The sequence below is a fragment of the Chrysosporum bergii ANA360D genome, assembly GCF_029891735.1.
GTDB lineage: Bacteria > Cyanobacteriota > Cyanobacteriia > Cyanobacteriales > Nostocaceae > Umezakia > Umezakia bergii.
Genome location: NZ_JANQDH010000119.1, coordinates 15,950 through 32,312, shown reverse-complemented (window position 1 = coordinate 32,312; position 16,363 = coordinate 15,950). Strand labels below are relative to the sequence as shown.

The 16,363-nt window shown below is 41.2% G+C and carries 12 protein-coding genes; 8 read left to right on the top strand and 4 right to left on the bottom strand.

Going from position 1 to position 16,363, the window contains the following annotated elements:
- Positions 1–1,311 precede the first annotated feature (1,311 nt).
- Complete coding sequence (gene ndhD1 / locus NWP17_RS17330) at positions 1,312–2,886, top strand: photosynthetic/respiratory NAD(P)H-quinone oxidoreductase subunit D1 (RefSeq protein WP_280656120.1); 1,575 nt, start codon at positions 1,312–1,314, stop codon at positions 2,884–2,886.
- 145 nt (positions 2,887–3,031) lie between these two features.
- Here the strand turns inward: ndhD1 and NWP17_RS17325 are convergent, their stop codons facing one another.
- Positions 3,032–3,541: a phosphate-starvation-inducible PsiE family protein gene (locus tag NWP17_RS17325; protein WP_280656119.1), complete on the bottom strand. Its 510-nt coding sequence runs from the start codon at positions 3,539–3,541 to the stop codon at positions 3,032–3,034.
- Between the two features lie 90 nt (positions 3,542–3,631).
- Positions 3,632–4,480: a tetratricopeptide repeat protein gene (locus NWP17_RS17320; RefSeq protein ID WP_425332679.1), complete on the bottom strand. Its 849-nt coding sequence runs from the start codon at positions 4,478–4,480 to the stop codon at positions 3,632–3,634.
- A gap of 268 nt (positions 4,481–4,748) precedes the next feature.
- On the opposite strand from NWP17_RS17320, the gene NWP17_RS17315 reads away from it, so the two are divergent.
- The 3 genes from NWP17_RS17315 to NWP17_RS17305 all read left to right on the top strand — a co-directional run bounded on the left by NWP17_RS17315 (position 4,749) and on the right by NWP17_RS17305 (position 11,108).
- Complete coding sequence (locus tag NWP17_RS17315; RefSeq protein ID WP_280656117.1) at positions 4,749–5,987, top strand: hypothetical protein; 1,239 nt, start codon at positions 4,749–4,751, stop codon at positions 5,985–5,987.
- A gap of 523 nt (positions 5,988–6,510) precedes the next feature.
- A complete protein-coding gene (locus tag NWP17_RS17310) occupies positions 6,511–9,924 on the top strand; it encodes a response regulator (protein ID WP_280656116.1) in 3,414 nt (1,137 codons plus the stop codon).
- 50 nt (positions 9,925–9,974) lie between these two features.
- Positions 9,975–11,108 carry a hypothetical protein gene (locus NWP17_RS17305; protein ID WP_280656115.1) on the top strand — a complete coding sequence of 378 codons (1,134 nt, stop codon included), beginning with the start codon at positions 9,975–9,977 and terminating at the stop codon, positions 11,106–11,108.
- A gap of 108 nt (positions 11,109–11,216) precedes the next feature.
- Here the strand turns inward: NWP17_RS17305 and radC are convergent, their stop codons facing one another.
- Positions 11,217–11,948 (bottom strand): RadC family protein, encoded by a 732-nt coding sequence (gene radC / locus NWP17_RS17300; RefSeq protein ID WP_280656114.1) that lies wholly within the window; start codon positions 11,946–11,948, stop codon positions 11,217–11,219.
- Positions 11,949–12,121: 173 nt separating this feature from the next.
- Here radC and NWP17_RS17295 point away from each other — a divergent pair, with 173 nt between their 5' ends.
- Positions 12,122–12,601, top strand: a complete 480-nt coding sequence (locus NWP17_RS17295) for a hypothetical protein (RefSeq protein WP_280656113.1) — start codon at positions 12,122–12,124, stop codon at positions 12,599–12,601.
- Positions 12,602–12,679: 78 nt separating this feature from the next.
- Positions 12,680–12,889 carry a hypothetical protein gene (locus NWP17_RS17290; RefSeq protein ID WP_280656112.1) on the top strand — a complete coding sequence of 70 codons (210 nt, stop codon included), beginning with the start codon at positions 12,680–12,682 and terminating at the stop codon, positions 12,887–12,889.
- A gap of 68 nt (positions 12,890–12,957) precedes the next feature.
- Here NWP17_RS17290 and thrC read toward each other — a convergent pair whose 3' ends face one another.
- Positions 12,958–14,049: a threonine synthase gene (gene thrC, locus NWP17_RS17285; RefSeq protein WP_280656111.1), complete on the bottom strand. Its 1,092-nt coding sequence runs from the start codon at positions 14,047–14,049 to the stop codon at positions 12,958–12,960.
- 351 nt (positions 14,050–14,400) lie between these two features.
- Between thrC and NWP17_RS17280 the strand changes: the two genes are divergently transcribed.
- Entirely contained in the window at positions 14,401–14,592 is a 192-nt protein-coding gene (locus NWP17_RS17280; RefSeq protein ID WP_280656110.1) for a hypothetical protein, read from the top strand.
- Between the two features lie 922 nt (positions 14,593–15,514).
- Positions 15,515–16,357 (top strand): lysophospholipid acyltransferase family protein, encoded by an 843-nt coding sequence (locus tag NWP17_RS17275; RefSeq protein ID WP_280656109.1) that lies wholly within the window; start codon positions 15,515–15,517, stop codon positions 16,355–16,357.
- Positions 16,358–16,363 lie beyond the last annotated feature (6 nt).

The following is a 16,363-nucleotide window of genomic DNA, read 5'->3' as shown; positions in this document are numbered from 1 at the left end:
ACCGCGAGATTACATTATTCAAAAAGCGAAAGAGGAGAAGCAGGAATAATGATACAAAGAAATTATATAGGACTTACGCATTGACAAAAAACATGATCTATGATCTCCAGATCATGCGATCGCCTACGGCACTGGCGAAGCGAATCGCCTGTAACACAAGAAGCCGGGGAATAAATTCCCCGTCTCAAAGCTCAAGTCCGTTAAAACGGACTCTTACGGAATGCGCGAGGGCCTGTAACACAAGCATCCTGCTTGTCACCAATACCCGCTAGAAGCCGATGCTACTGATACCACATTACAACCCGATGCAATAACCGAGAATCAAAGTCCCCCTAGATTAATGCACTATTTTGTTATTCTGTCAATTCGTAACTCCTAGACTCTCCTTATTTTGCGCCTTTTCAAAACTTAGTAATACCTAGAAAATGATCGCGCTCAATTCTACGCTGTAATTATCTCTGGGGCTATTTTGGGCTTGGTGATTGTTTTTGCTATGATCTAATTTTTACGGATGTGGAGGGGTGTGTGCCCCTATTCTGTAAAGCCCAAAAAACCTTAACCGTTTGGTAAACCTGGTTTGCATTTGATAATGTGTTTTTATCTCCAGAACATTTGGCATACCTTCATTACAGCTTTGAGAAACTTACTTTTTTGGAGGACATGGCTACACTCCCTTTTCCACCTATGTTAAAAGCACCGTATTACCTTTTTATTGGCCGTAAAACATTTTAGCCAATAGTTTCAACCATTTTTGGTGGTTGGCAATTAAAATTAGCGTGTGTTTTCGCGTAGCCCAACCTACCACTCTACTTTTTCTGTGCGTCATAATGCACTCTACTTAGTATGAGATGTCAATGCAGCCAAAGAAATTTTAAATCCTGCAAACGCTACCGTCGGGCAGAGGGGAAGTAACGCCAGTAGAGATGTTCTCTCTACTTCTATTGGAGGTAAGTCCAGTAAAAGCAAGGAACGTCAGTGATGCTGGAGTCCCCCGGATTTAGGCGTGGGGAATGTCAAATACTGAGCGAGTTTCTATGTCTGTGATTATTGACGGTTGACTGCAAGTTGCTACTCAAGGAGTCTGAGGGTGGCTTGCGGTATGTTTAAAGTGGTGCTGATGCCGGGTGCAGACTATTCTTGGATTGTAACACAGTAAGAATCCGTCTTAGAAAGACCTAGCTCTCATCCCATTCTTTTTGTCAATTTAATTAAATCAACCTAACAATGAAGGCAAAACTGCCAAAAAGCTGTTAGTTAATAAATAGCTAGTGACTTTTTGCCAAACATGATTCTCACTGCAGACGAATTGCCATGAATACAGTTAATTTTCCGTGGCTAACAACGATTATTTTGTTACCGATAGCCGCATCTCTACTGATTCCCATCATTCCAGATAAAGACGGCAAAACAGTGCGCTGGTATTCCCTAATTGTGGGATTAATAGATTTTGCACTGATTGTTTACGCTTTTTATACTGGTTACGATTTTTCTAATCCAGACTTGCAAATGGTGGAGAGTTACCCCTGGTTACCTCAACTGGATTTAAACTGGTCGGTGGGGGCAGATGGTTTATCCATGCCTTTAATTATTCTGACGGGGTTTATTACCACCTTAGCGATATTAGCGGCTTGGCCTGTCACTCTCAAGCCTAGGCTATTTTATTTCTTGATGCTGGCCATGTATGGCGGTCAAATTGCCGTGTTCGCTGTACAGGATATGCTGTTATTTTTCTTGGTGTGGGAACTGGAACTTGTACCCATATACTTTCTGCTGTCCATTTGGGGAGGTAAAAAGCGACAATACGCGGCGACTAAATTTATTTTATATACGGCAGGGGGGTCGCTGTTTATTTTATTGTCTGCCTTGACCATGGGATTTTATGGCGATACGGTGACTTTCGATATGCGATCGCTCGCCTTAAAGGATTTCACTCTTAATTTCCAACTAGCATTATACGCTGGTTTCCTGATTGCTTACGCGGTGAAACTGCCCATTATTCCGTTGCATACTTGGCTACCTGATGCCCACGGTGAAGCCACTGCTCCGGTGCATATGTTGTTGGCGGGTATTCTCCTGAAAATGGGCGGTTACGCTTTAATTCGCATGAATGCCCAAATGCTCCCTGATGCTCATGCTTATTTTGCCCCGGTGTTAGTGGTTTTAGGGGTAGTAAATATTATCTATGCTGCTCTGACATCTTTTGCCCAGCGGAATTTGAAGCGGAAAATTGCCTACTCTTCCATTTCTCACATGGGCTTTGTCCTCATTGGTATTGCTTCTTTCACTGATTTAGGATTGAGTGGGGCAGTTTTACAAATGGTTTCCCACGGATTAATTGGGGCGAGTTTATTCTTTCTGGTGGGAGCTACTTATGACCGTACACACACCTTGATGTTAGATGAAATGGGTGGTGTTGGTAAGAGAATGAAAAAGATTTTTGCTATGTTTACCGCTTGTTCCATGGCTTCATTAGCATTGCCGGGTATGAGTGGTTTTGTGGCAGAATTAATGGTGTTTGTCGGCTTTGCCACTAGTGATGCTTATAGCTCCACTTTTAAATTTATCGTGGTGTTACTGATGGCAGTTGGGGTAATTTTAACTCCCATTTATTTGTTGTCCATGTTGCGGGAAATTTTCTACGGTCAAGAAAACGAAGAATTAGTTTCTCAGCAGGCTTTAATAGATGCGGAACCTAGGGAAGTGTTTATCATTGCTTGTTTGTTGGTTCCCATTATTGGGATTGGGTTTTATCCTAAGTTACTAACTCAGATGTATGATGCCACAACTGTACAGTTAACAACCAGATTACGTGATTCTGTGCCAACTTTAGCGCAGGAAAATGAAGCACCCCAAATTTCTTGGCGTGCGCCCAATATTGCTGATTAATTAGCCATTGCTGATTTAATTTTACATTTTTCTGAGGGTGGGTATATTACCCACTCTTTTTTTTAAGTAGCGGGTGAGAGTTTGTATTAGTAAAAAACCTATCACTCTACTTGGGTGGTAAGTTGCAGTGAAGCGCCAATAATCACTAATCCCCATATTCACTTTGCTTTTCCATAGCTTCTGGATGGGTGACGGGGCAAAACTTGGTGTTAGCACTCATGCAGTCCATGTGTGGTGTTTTGGCACATACAACTAGTAAAGTTGCTAGGACTAGGAGTAAACCACAAATTGCTGCGGTTTGCACCCAGGAAATTTCCAACGCCCCGTGAACTACCACTTCCCGCAGTAGAGATACAATTGTTACTTCAACTGCTACGCCGACAGATATACTATGTTCTTGCAAGTAAACCATTAGTAGGCGAAATAATTCGACTAAAATCAGCACGAATAGTATTTTTGCTGTGACTTGTTGATAGTCTAGTGACTGCATAATGGCCAGGAATATGCCCCACAACTGTATCAGCATGACGGCGAATAAACCCAAGCACAAGACAATCACAATCAGGTCTTGAAAAGCCTCCATGTTGCGAACAATTGTGTGCCGATCAAGCCAGCGATTACAAAATAAAAATCGACTCTTGAAGCGCTTGTACATTTACTTTTCCACTTTTATCCGGTCAACTGCGGACTACACCAGCTAACCTACCTATTAATCTAATATTATGTAAGTTTCTGTGATTATGCCTCAGCGGGGTTGGTAATTTAAATTTTGTGCTTGTTGCCACAATTTTTCAGCATTATTTGCCCATTCAGCCTGACCTTGGAGATTGTATAAATCTTTGGCATATTGAAAAACTTCTGCTGCTTCTGCATACTGGTTTTGCTGCATAAAAACTAAACCAGCGCCATAATAGGCATTGGCGTAGTTAGAATTGGCTTCGGCTGATTTGGTAAAGGCTTCTAATGCTGCTTTGTGTTGGCCTTGATTAAACCAAATTGTGCCGAGACTATAATGGGCTTCGGCATATTTGGGATTAATTTTGATGGCTTGACGGAAAGCTTCTTTGGCTTGATTTACCTTATCTTGTTGAAGATAACAGATTCCTAGATGGTAAGGGGCTTCTGGTGCATTTTTACTATACTGCATAGCTTGTTTAAAGGATGCGATCGCCCTGTCGCAATTTCCTTGCTTTTTTTGTACTAATCCCAAGTTATAGTGAGCAAAACCCAGTTTAGGGTCGATTTCTAAAGCTCGTTGTAAGTAATCACTTGCTTGCTGTAAATTATTTCCTTCTAACAAAGCGCCTCCCAAATTAGCAAAAGCCGGGGCAAAGTTGGGGTCAACTTGTGTGGCTTGATAAAAAGCATCAGCAGCAGGCTGTAACTGTCCTATTTGTCGTAGTGCTAACCCCAAGTTATAATGTCCTGCTGCCAAATTGGGATCTAACAAAATTGCTTGTTGAAAAGCGGCGATGGCTTCTTGTATCCTACCTGCTTGAATTGCTTGTAAGCCTTGGTTTAGGGAAGTTATGGCTGTGGGTAAACTATATTGTGCCAATAAGGGGGAGGGGTGACTAAGTGCTGGTAATAGCATACTTTCACTGACTATGACTAAACTGATTATTCCCAAGAGACGATATTTATACACTGATAATCTCCTTTGAGTTACCTTTACAAAAGTTTGATTTAATTTACAAAACTTCAAGCTAATTCTACGAGAAAATACAGGTTTTTAATTGCTCATGATTTAGTAACAAATCTTTACACAAACTCATCTCCAGAATGTGCTATTGATTTATGTGTATAATCTATTAGCTGCCATAGCGTTGAGCGGATACTCTTGGAACAATTAAAAATACAATATGTTTAACAAACTTACCCGGGTGTGGAGACAGTTTTTTAGGAAATCGAGAAAAATTAATAATGAACCGCTAAATAGAGTGAGTTTAGTTGTCATTATTGTCATTGATATTTTTATATTGATCAATGTTTTTACCGGATTAGATGATATTAGCAGATGGCACATCAGCCCATCACAAGCTTATCCATGTTATTCTCAATGGGAAGATTACGGAAGAAAAACTAATCCAGATAAAGATTATGAAATTGTTACTGGTTCATTGTCTCCCATCAACATTCAAGGGAGTCAAGAGGAAATTTACTTACAAGCCCAAGAAAGACATCTGGGTAAGGTGTATTCCACTTGCCTAGAATATGCCAAATATCAAGATAAGATCAATGTTACCGCCAACCAACAAATCATCAAAAATATTGACCAAAAACAAACACAGGTGAGTCAGTTGGAGCAAAGTAATAGTAATATTCGCGCTCAATATGACTCCACACTGTTAGAAACAATTGCTGGTCAGCCTCGTGAACAGTCAATTAATTCAGTCAGTGCTGCTAAGGCTAAACAGGAGTTAGAAAAAAATAATCAAACTATTTCCAAGGTTAAACAAGAAATTGAGATTCTGAAGAATCAACTGGTTACAAAACCAGAAAGCACTAATTTCCTAACTTTCCTCAAAGAGGATAATAAATTTAAGGAACTTAAAGCAAATTATCAACAAGCGTCATTTTGGTATCCTAGCATCCAACTAACTTTACAAGCTCTGTTTCTCGTTCCATTAATTCTTGTGGCTTTGTCAGTTCACAACTTTGCTCAACGCAGGGAGTATGGACTAATATCCCTGATTAGTTGGCATTTACTGGTTGTATTTTTTATACCCCTGCTTTTGAAAATATTTACATTTCTGCAAGTAGGTGTATTATTTACATTTATCTTTAATATTCTCAGTAGGATTCTGGGGGGTTTGCTTTTTCTTGTCAGCTATGTTTATATCTTGCTGATCCCAGTACTGGGTTTTGCAATTATTCAGCTGTTCCAAAAAGTTATCTTGAATACTAAATCCCAAGCAGTAAGGAGAGTGCAAAACTCACGCTGTGTTAACTGCGCCAAAAAAATCCGCCATCAGGACAAGTACTGCCCCCATTGTGGTTATTACCAATACATTGAATGCGCAAATTGCCACAATCTGACTTATAAATACTTAGCCCACTGTCATCATTGTGGCACTGTCCAAGATATGAGTAATTCATAAATTAAGATATGTTAAATAATGTTGTATGATGTTTAGTTAGTTAAATCAACTCCCAAGTAAATATCAACATTTATTTGTTGTTAATTGTATAAATTAAGACAGTTAGATGGAGGTTATGACCTGCTAAGGTTGATTTAAAATCCCAAAGGTAAATAAAATTTACCTATAAGTGTTAGTGTAAGTGCCAGAAGGGGAAAACTTATTATGCAGCCATATCTGGTTTTTACAGCCGGTTTTTAGCATGATATCTAATATGAGAGATTTTCGAGAGATTTTCTGAGGGGGTAAAAAAATTCGGTGAATAACCACCAGTTCTGTCACACTACAACTGAGTGAGCAAATTGTCTGGTAATCACGGACCATGCCAATGTAAACAATTTATATAGACTGATTACTGTGAGTAAATACTATGTAGGCAGATAGCCTGATGGTTAAAAATTTTCTGCTCTTACCAGACTGAGACAGTTTCCCACCTGATCAAATTATTCTTTATTCCACTGCCGTTGCTGCAGAAAAGCGGTGCATGAAATCTCAAGCAAACAGTAAGCCTAAAATTTTGGTTGTTGACGACGAACCGGACAACCTTGACTTGCTTTACCGCACCTTTTATCGCGATTATCAGGTGCTGAGAGCAACCTCTGGTCCTGCGGCTCTGGATATGCTGGCGCAAGAAGCAGATATATCAGTGATTATCTCTGACCAGCGAATGCCGATGATGAGCGGTACAGAATTTTTAAGTCTGACAGCAACTCAATATCCGGATATTATTCGCATTATTTTAACAGGTTACACTGATGTCCAAGACTTGGTGGAAGCAATTAATGCTGGTAAGGTATTCAAATATGTCACGAAACCCTGGGAATCAGATGAACTCAAGGCCTTGGTCCGCCAAGCTTTAGATACTCACAACGTCCTCAAAGCTCGCACTAAGGAACTAACCCGGGCTTTGCGTCAGGAATCACTGCTAAACACAGTGACAAATACAATTCGCAGCGCCCTGGACTATCGGCAAATTTTACAAACAATTGTTGATACGGTAGGTCATATGTTGGAGGTGGATGTTTGCCTGATACGTCCCTTTCAGGATGGACAGTTAATGGATCAAGGATTCATCTATCAAAAAGTTGATTCCTCCTGTCTCCCATGGGTTTTGACTCAAACTGTTTGGGTAACTCGTCAGGTGGAGGTGATTGACAATGTAGCAGGTGATCGGCGCATTCAAGGGGAAACAGGGGAACTGTATCAAAGAGCAGAAGCTTTTGCTACAGCCAATATTTGCTCTAGTTTAGTTGTCCCCCTGATTTGTCAGCAGGAATTAATGGCAGTGATGGCATTACATCAGTGTTCTCAATCGCGGTTGTGGGATAAGGACGAGGTACAGCTGGTATTAACAGTGGTGGATCAGGCAAGTTTAGCTTTATATCAGGCCTATACCTACGAGCAAGTACGCGCTCTAGCTCAAAGAGAGGCATTAATTAATACTATTAATACAGCGATTCGGTCTAGCTTGAACCCTGAAGATATTTTTGCGGCTATTACTCAACAATTGGGACAAGCCCTACAGGTAAATGGCTGTATGTTGTCTTTGTGGTCGGAGAAAGATGAGCTTGCTCATTGTGTGGGTTTGTATGACAGTTCTCAGGATCAGGACAATTCCCAAGTTAGCCAGAACCTGGTTGTTAATCCAGAATCACCACCAGTAACTATTAAAAAGAGTGCTATTTTCCAAGAAATTTTGCGGACACAGATGCCAGTGGTAATTAATGACATCAGCGATCGCGGTGTGGAAATTAAGGATGTTGATTTACCAGGGAAAATGCAGGGGCGATCGCTGTTGGTGGTCCCCCTGATGGCAGATGATAAATGTATAGGTAGTATTACGTTAATAGAAAGTACTAAAGTACGCAAATGGTTAGCATCGGAGATCGAACTAGCGAAAGCAGTAGCAGCCCAAGCAGCGATCGCGGTGCAGCAATCACGCTTATACCAAAAAACACGGGAGCAAGCAGAGCGCTTGTTAGAACTGGACAAACAAAAAACCGAATTTTTCCAAAATATTTCCCATGAGTTCCGCACACCCATCACTTTGATTCAAGGGCCTTTAGAATCGGCAGTGGCAGATGGGGAAGGATTATCATACCAACAAAGTGCGATCGCTCTGCGTAATTCCCGCCGCCTACTGAGACTAGTAAACCAACTCCTAGACTTACAGCGCTTAGATGCTGGAAGAATGCAGCCTAGTTTCCGCCCTTGTGATTTAGTGGAATTTGTCAGCCAAATTGTGGAGTCATTCCGTCCCTACGGTGAAAAGAAGGGACTGAATTTAGTTACGGAAATGAGTTCATGTCCTCAAGTTTACTTAGACATAGAAAAATTCGACAAGGTGGTTTACAATCTTCTTTCCAACGCCATGAAGTTTACACCTGAAGGCGGTACAATCACTGTAAAATTGCAATTTGAAGATAACCATTGCAAGTTACAAGTACAAGACACAGGAATTGGCATTGATCCTGGACAAATTTCTCAGTTATTTAAGCGCTTTCGCCAAGCCGAAGGTTCAGAAAATCGTTCCTATGAGGGTAGTGGTCTGGGTTTGGCTTTGGTGAAAGAATTAATGGAAATGCACAAAGGGAAGGTAACTGTAGATTCAACCTATGGAGAGGGAACAACCTTCACTCTATGGTTACTCACGGGAAATTCTCACTTACCTCCAGAGCAAATAATAGAAGCACCGGGGGAATTGAATACAAATCCAGCTAAAGTGGAATTGGCTGATTTAGAGCTAGTAGAAACAACCGCAGAAAATACTGGAAATGTTGCAACCAACCAAAACAGGATGAATCTTTTGTCTACTCAGCACTGTATTTTGGTTGTAGATGACAATCCAGATTTGCGAATTTATGTATCTGATATACTGCGGCGCAATGGTTATCAGGTGGAAACGGCTCGTAATGGATATGAAGGATTCAGGAAAACTCAAGAAACTGCACCCAGCTTGATTATAACTGACTTAATGATGCCCATAGTCACAGGATTAGAAATGATTGAGATGATCCGCAATGAAGATAACTTAAAGGGAACACCAATCATTTTACTCACGGCTAAAGTGGATGAAGAAACCCGGATTGAAAGTACAGAACATGGGGCGGATGTGTATTTAGCAAAACCATTTAATGACCGGGAACTTTTAGCGGAAGTCAAGAACCTGTTAGCACTGAAAGCAAATGAACGTCGGGTTTTAGAGCTGAATAATTACCTAACAGAATCAGTGCTAAAACGTTTTTTACCGAGTGTATTGGTGAAAAAAGCTGCATCTGGAACTTTAACTCTGGATTTGCGCCCGGAACCGCGTCTAATCACAGTTTTATTTAGTGATATAGTGGGTTTTACTCAGTTGGCAAATACCCTCAGATCCCGACGAGTAGCAGAGTTGCTGAATGAATATTTAGAAGCCATGACTAAGGTTGTATTTGATAATGGGGGTACTGTAGATAAATTTATGGGAGATGCTATTTTAGCCTTATACGGAGCGCCGGAAGAACTTACCCCCAATGAACAAGTACATCGTGCTATTAATACTGCTAGAGATATGCAGCGCTCACTGGCTGAGTTAAACCAGCACTGGCAAGAACAAGGTATATTTGACAATCATGGTTATACAGGTGTGAAGTTTCGCTGTGGTATCCACCAAGGAACGGCGGTTGTGGGGATGTTTGGTAGCGCTCAACGTGCTGACTATACAGCTATTGGTCCTAGTGTGAATATTGCTGCTAGGTTGCAGGCTGCTGCTGTTCCTGGTACTATTCTAGTTTCTGCTGCTGTGGCTGATTATTTACAAGACGAAGAGATTACTAAAGGTAGTCCCTTACAACTCAAAGGAGTTGATGAGACAGTTTTAACTTTTGTGGTTGCGCCTGAAATTACCGCTCATGGCTAAGATGAAAACTGGATTTTGCAGCATGAGCAATGAGGAAGAGCAATTCCAATATGAGATCATCTATTAGGGATAAAAGGTCAATTCCAACCTACGAAGAAAGACGAAACACAGATTCACTCAGTTTATGGATTACTGCGGCCATAACCTCAGTTTCTTTGCATTTACCGATTTTTTGGTATATGCGATCGTCTAATGACCTTAAACCCTGGTTTCCGGAGCAAAGCCAAACGGCTGTTCCCATTGAATTGATAGAAATTTCTCCTTTAGAAAAATCACGGGATACATCTAACTCACAGACGCTTTCACCAGAAACTACAGCACCAAATACACCAAGCAATGATGATACTGAGGCGATCAATTCTCAGCCAAGTCGGGTGAGTGAAGGTGAAACTAAACTAGAAAATTCTCAACTCCCCACCCAAGTCTCGCCGGAAAAAACATTTTCCACTCCAACAATTCCCAAGGATGATCTACCTTGGAACCGTCGCGAAGAGGTTATATTAGGACAGGGAGAGCCATTACCAAAAGATATTCCACTTGTTCCATTAGAAACGCCGAAAGTTGGGGAGGTTGCGGACACGGGGGGGGATGAACCAGTACCTACTCCCACTGGGGAGGTTGCGGACACGGGGGCGGATGAACCAGTACCTACTCCCACTGGGGAAGTTGCGGACACGGGGGCGGATGAACCAGTACCTACTCCCACTGGGGAAGTTGCGGACACGGGGGCGGATGAACCAGTACCTACTCCCACTGGGGAAGTTGCGGACACCGGGGGGGATGAAGGGGTGAGAATGACATTTACTCCAGTCAATCAAATGGAAATAAATCACCTGATACAAAAGGGTATATTAACGCCAGACGGTTTACCTGATGTGTTAGCCACACACACAGGAGGTAACACTAAGAATTTAAGCTCTAGTTATATTTTTGATGATTCTCAAGTTGAGCCTGTGGAGTTGCTGGCTAGCTTGGTCATTGACAATAATGGCAATTTTCAACAAACTGAAATTTTACAAATAGAACCAGTTAGTCTACGAAGTAAAAAAAGTTTGTATGAGCAAGTTATCAATGATACTTTTAAAAATGATAGGTTTTTGCCGGCGGAAAATAAAGATGGCACAAAACCGGAGTTGAGTAATCTGTTTTTACGCATTACTATTGAGCCTAGCAGTAGTGAATAAATTTTTTTGTTGGTTTTGATTTTTGAACAAAACTCCGTACACGTTATTTATTTTTGCCTGTTCCTTATCCAACAGCAGATAATTTTTTGCAGCAAACCCGACTTGGTATTAATCACCCTGGGGGTATTCGTCCCATAAATTAGTAATTTCACGTAAACTTTGGTGATTACCATTGCCTAAAATTATGTGATCTAATAAGGGAATGCCTAATAGCTGCGCCCCGGCTAATAACTGACGGGTCAATTCTATATCTTCTTTGCTGGGTTCTAGGTTACCTGAAGGGTGATTATGAGCAATAATTGCGCGGGTTGCACCTTGACGAATAACTTCACGAAAAATGTCACGAGGAGATGCTAAGGTTTCGGTAGCAGTACCAATGGTAATTACTTGGGTTCCTATTAAGCGGTTTTTCACATCTAATAACAACACTGCAAAATGCTCTTGTGTTTGCCACATCAGGTCTTGACTAAGTGCTGCTGCTGCCACCATGGGGTTATCAATTGGTATACTGTCTAGGGGACGAAATTGAAAGACTCGTTTCCCTAATTCAATGGCTGCTAATATGCTTGTGGCTTTTGCGGGGCCGATACCGGGAATTTTCATTAATTCTGCGGGGGTGATTTCTCGCATGACGGTTAAGGGATCACGTTGATTTTTACCCAATTCCTGTAATAAATATTGCCCTAAGCCTACGGCTGAAAGTTTTCCTGGACCTTGACCAGTACCTAAAAGAATGGCAATTAATTCAGCTGTAGCCAAAATTTTCGGTCCGTGGGTCATTAAACGTTCACGTGGACGCTCATCTGAGGGGATATCAGCAATTCTGAGACAATAGGTCATAGGATAAGTCGGAGAATGGTCGAGTAGATGACACTACCTTTATTTATCCCTTGTTTACTTTGCAAGTCATCCCTAGATTAAACAATCTTTAATTTAATTTTTTATATGTGTGGGGTATGGGGGTAGATTATACTTAAGTTTAGTATATTTGTAGTATAGAAAACAGCGTCAAAATGTCGGAAAGTATTGATCAAATCACAGCTTTAACTCAAAAGTGGCTTGGGGAAATTCAGTCACTCAAACAACAATTAGCAGAACAGCAACGGGAACGTGACACGGCTTGGGAAAGCGCCCAAAAGTGGCGTAAACTTTATAACACGGAAGCAGAACAGCGGCGCACAGATGCAAATTTAGCCCAACAGGTGATCGCTTCCCTAAAAGCGGAGATACATCAACTCAAGGGGCTGGAATCTGATATAATGGGAGATGCTGAATCGGCAACAGCAATAGAAGCAGAAATTAAAAAAATTCAATCACTGCAAGAATTGCAAACCCAACTGATCGCTATTACTAAAGAACGCGATCGCCTGTTGCAAGGTTTAAAAAACGAGCAAGAAAACCACGCCCAAACTCGTAAAAGCTTAACCACGGCTTTGGGGGATGCTATTGATGGGTTGACAAAAGAACGGGCTGGGGGAGGAAACGAGAAATAATATTAGTAATTGAGGCTAAATTGAGGCTAAATTGAGGCTAAAAAGGCAGATTTCCAAAGAGGTGTTGTCCAACTGGCTGTGGAATTAATTGCTTTTGATTTTTGCTCACCTATTGACTATCTTCAAGTTTATGGAGCGGTTTCTATTGGTAATATTTGGCAATTTGTGATTTTGGAACGTGAATTAAAACAAATTACTCAAAATTTAAACCTTTACTGTGTACCAACGGATGTGGATATTTTAATGAAGGTTTTAGTTGGTATGGTTAAGGATTTACCGACTAAATAAAACAAAAAGCGATCTTGGGCGATCGCAATAAAACAAAAAGCGATCTTGGGCGATCGCATGATTGCTTCTTAAAATCCCATAGCTTTGGCTACTGCACCTAACTCCGCCTCGATACCTTGTTGAAATTGGCTAGAACTATGTTTAATAGCTGTATCTGGGTCTTTTAAACCATTACCTGTGAGGACACAAACCACTGTCGCCCCGGTGGGAACTTGGTCTTTGACCTGTAACAAACCGGCTACAGACGCGGCGCTGGCGGGTTCGCAGAAAATACCTTCATGTGATGCCAAAAGTCTATAAGCATCCAAAATTTCGCCATCAGTTACAGCTTTAAAACTACCTTGACTAGCTGACTGGGCGGCTATGGCTTTATCCCAACTAGCGGGGTTACCAATGCGAATGGCTGTGGCGATGGTTTCGGGATGAATTACTGGCTGTTTATTTACTAGTGGCGCTGCGCCTGCGGCTTGAAATCCCATCATGCGGGGTAAGCGATCGCACTTTCCGGCTTGATGATATTGACAAAATCCCATCCAATATGCTGTGATATTACCTGCATTGCCTACTGGGATACATAACCAGTCTGGGGCATCACCCAAAGCATCCACAACTTCAAATGCTCCGGTTTTTTGCCCTTCCAAACGGTAGGGATTGACGGAGTTAACGAGAGTTATGGGATAACTTTCTGCCATTTCCCGGACAATTTCTAGGGCGCGGTCAAAATTACCCTTAATTGCTAAAACCTCCGCCCCATATAACAAAGCCTGTGCTAACTTACCCAAGGCCACATAACCATCGGGTATTAGTACAAACGGCTTCATTCCCCCACGTTTGGCATAAGCTGCTGCTGCTGCTGAAGTATTACCTGTGCTGGCACAAATTACTGCTTTAGCCCCGGCTTCCTTAGCCTTGGTAATTGCCATGGTCATACCCCTATCTTTGAAGCTACCAGTGGGGTTAAGACCATCGTATTTGACAAGTACTTTTACCTTTCTGCCAATGCGTTCTGCGATTGCTGGTACTGGGATAAGGGGAGTGTTGCCCTCCAATAAAGTTACAACGGGGGTTGTTTCGCTCACAGGCAGGTAATCACGATAGGCTTCTATTAGCCCTGGCCAGGGTTGGCGATAAGATTTAGCAACAGACAAACTCACAGTCACGGGTTTTAAAACTTTTTAACTAAGGGTTGGATAAGAGAGGATGGGAAGCTGAAAAAGCTAATTCTTCTTTTTCCAGAAGAACTATAAGAATATTATTTCTCATAATACCAGCGTTTCACTCGTTTCGCTGGTGGTTGTTGTTTTAGGGAAGAAGTGACTTAACCATAATTACCAATGGGTGCAAATGTGACCGGGGAACTTATTCCAGACCATGGCGATCGATAAGGAAACGCCAGTAACTTATTGTTAAAAAATATGAAGTATGTTATCTTTTAAACAAACCTTCACCATGTGTTAACTATTATAGTGTTTACTAAGTGTTGTGAGTTAATTTGTAGATTGTATTGAACAATGGGTACTTATTTATCTAATGTTTCTGAACGTCCTTGCCAGACTCTCTTGGTTAGCGATGTCAGCAAGTCCTACTATCAAGACGAACAGCGGGCTAAATTGGAACACCTGGAAGCAGAGATAGATTCTCTGTTACAGCAACTACAAAACCTGAACAAACAACGTTTAGGTGAGAACGAGCCAGAAGAATAACCCGACACACTCCCCTGGGCTTTAGCGTGGGGGGTTGTGACCTACAAATAATAAAAGAGGTTTGGCGGATGACCAAACCTCACTATAAATCCAGTGCATAACAACATCCCGGATTAATTTACCAGTTATCTTATTCATTAGTCATCTTCCTATGGGATGTGTGCAAATGTGAGAAAAGCTGATAATGATTTATTTCGTGAAATAAGCGATCGCTATCAATAAAACTAGAGAAATAAAGCGGTCACCAGACAGCCAGGGAATAAATTCCCTGTCTCATAGCTAAAGTCGGTTGAAACCGACTATGGTTGTTGGGGAATTGGAATTAGATAGATCCTATTGACAATATCTGACCTATCTTTTTTTGACCATGAATCGTTAAATTCTTTACACTGTCTTGTGTTCAGCCTTGTTTGTCGCCCCGTCAGATATTTTGGTCAAAATAGCAAAATAAAAGACGGGTGCAAACCCGTCTATATAGCTTGAAAGTGGCAATACACCTTGCAATGAAAGGAAAATAGGAAACATTGAACTTAATGACTTGTCAGGAGAGAAGATTATCTAAACAAAAAGAACCCCTAATTGTGCTGGATTCCGTGTTTTAATCAAAGTCAATCCTTGCATCATTCATGAATATATCACGTGATAAGTTTAAGGGGTTGCCATTTTGGCAGATAGTTAAACATAAAATTCACTGTGGGTATTTTTTTCTAAGAATAACTATTACAGGCATTTTGCTATTTTAGACAATTTCACTAAACCTGCAAATTTTTTATTTACTTGTGGTAGTAAATATTACATTATTTACTCTATGTATCAGGTAATTAAGGTAGAACGTATATGTATGAAAAAAAACTTAATTTTAGTTATAATTGAGCCATATGATCACTATTGGATGTTTGAATAATTCTCTTACTTTTGCTCAATGTTACCACAAAAACATAAAAGTCAAACAAGACTGGGTTGGTCCTTAAATGAACGAGATCCGCAATTCATTAAATCTTTGATGCCTTCACTGGGGTTTTTATATCGTTACTACTTTCGAGTTCAAACCAGTGGTTGGGATCACATCCCTAGCCAGGAAAAAGTCCTCTTTGTTGGTTCTCACAATGGGGGACTGGCTGCTCCTGATATGTCAATGGTCATGTATGACTGGTTCCGGAAATTTGGCTATGACAAAGCTGTTTATGGTCTCATGCACTCCCATGTTTGGCAGTTTACCCCAGAAATAGCGAAAATGGCGGCGAAAACTGGTGCGGTTATTGCTCATCCTAAAATGGCTTACGCTGCTTTCCGTTCTGGGGCGAGTGTACTTGTCTATCCTGGGGGTGCGGAAGACGTATTTCGACCCCATCATTTGCGGAATAAAATTTATTTTGCCGGAAGGCAAGGATTTATCAAGTTAGCCCTACGGGAGGAAGTTCCCATTGTACCTGTGATTTCTACAGGCGCTCATGATACTCTGATTGTGTTGACTGATATATATAAAATGTTACATCAACTCCATGAATGGGGAATGCCGTGGTTGTTTGGGATTGACCCGGTGGTTTTTCCTATTTATTTAGGATTACCTTGGGGATTAGCAATGGGACCTCTTCCCAATATCCCCTTACCAGTACCGATTCAAACGCGGGTGTGTAAACCCATTGTGTTTCCACGGTACGGGCAAGAGGTAGCTGGCGATCGCCACTATGTCTATGAATGTTATCAATTAGTTGTTGATCAGATGCAGCAAGAGTTAGACCAGTTAGTTGCTACAAGTGTTTAAGGATGA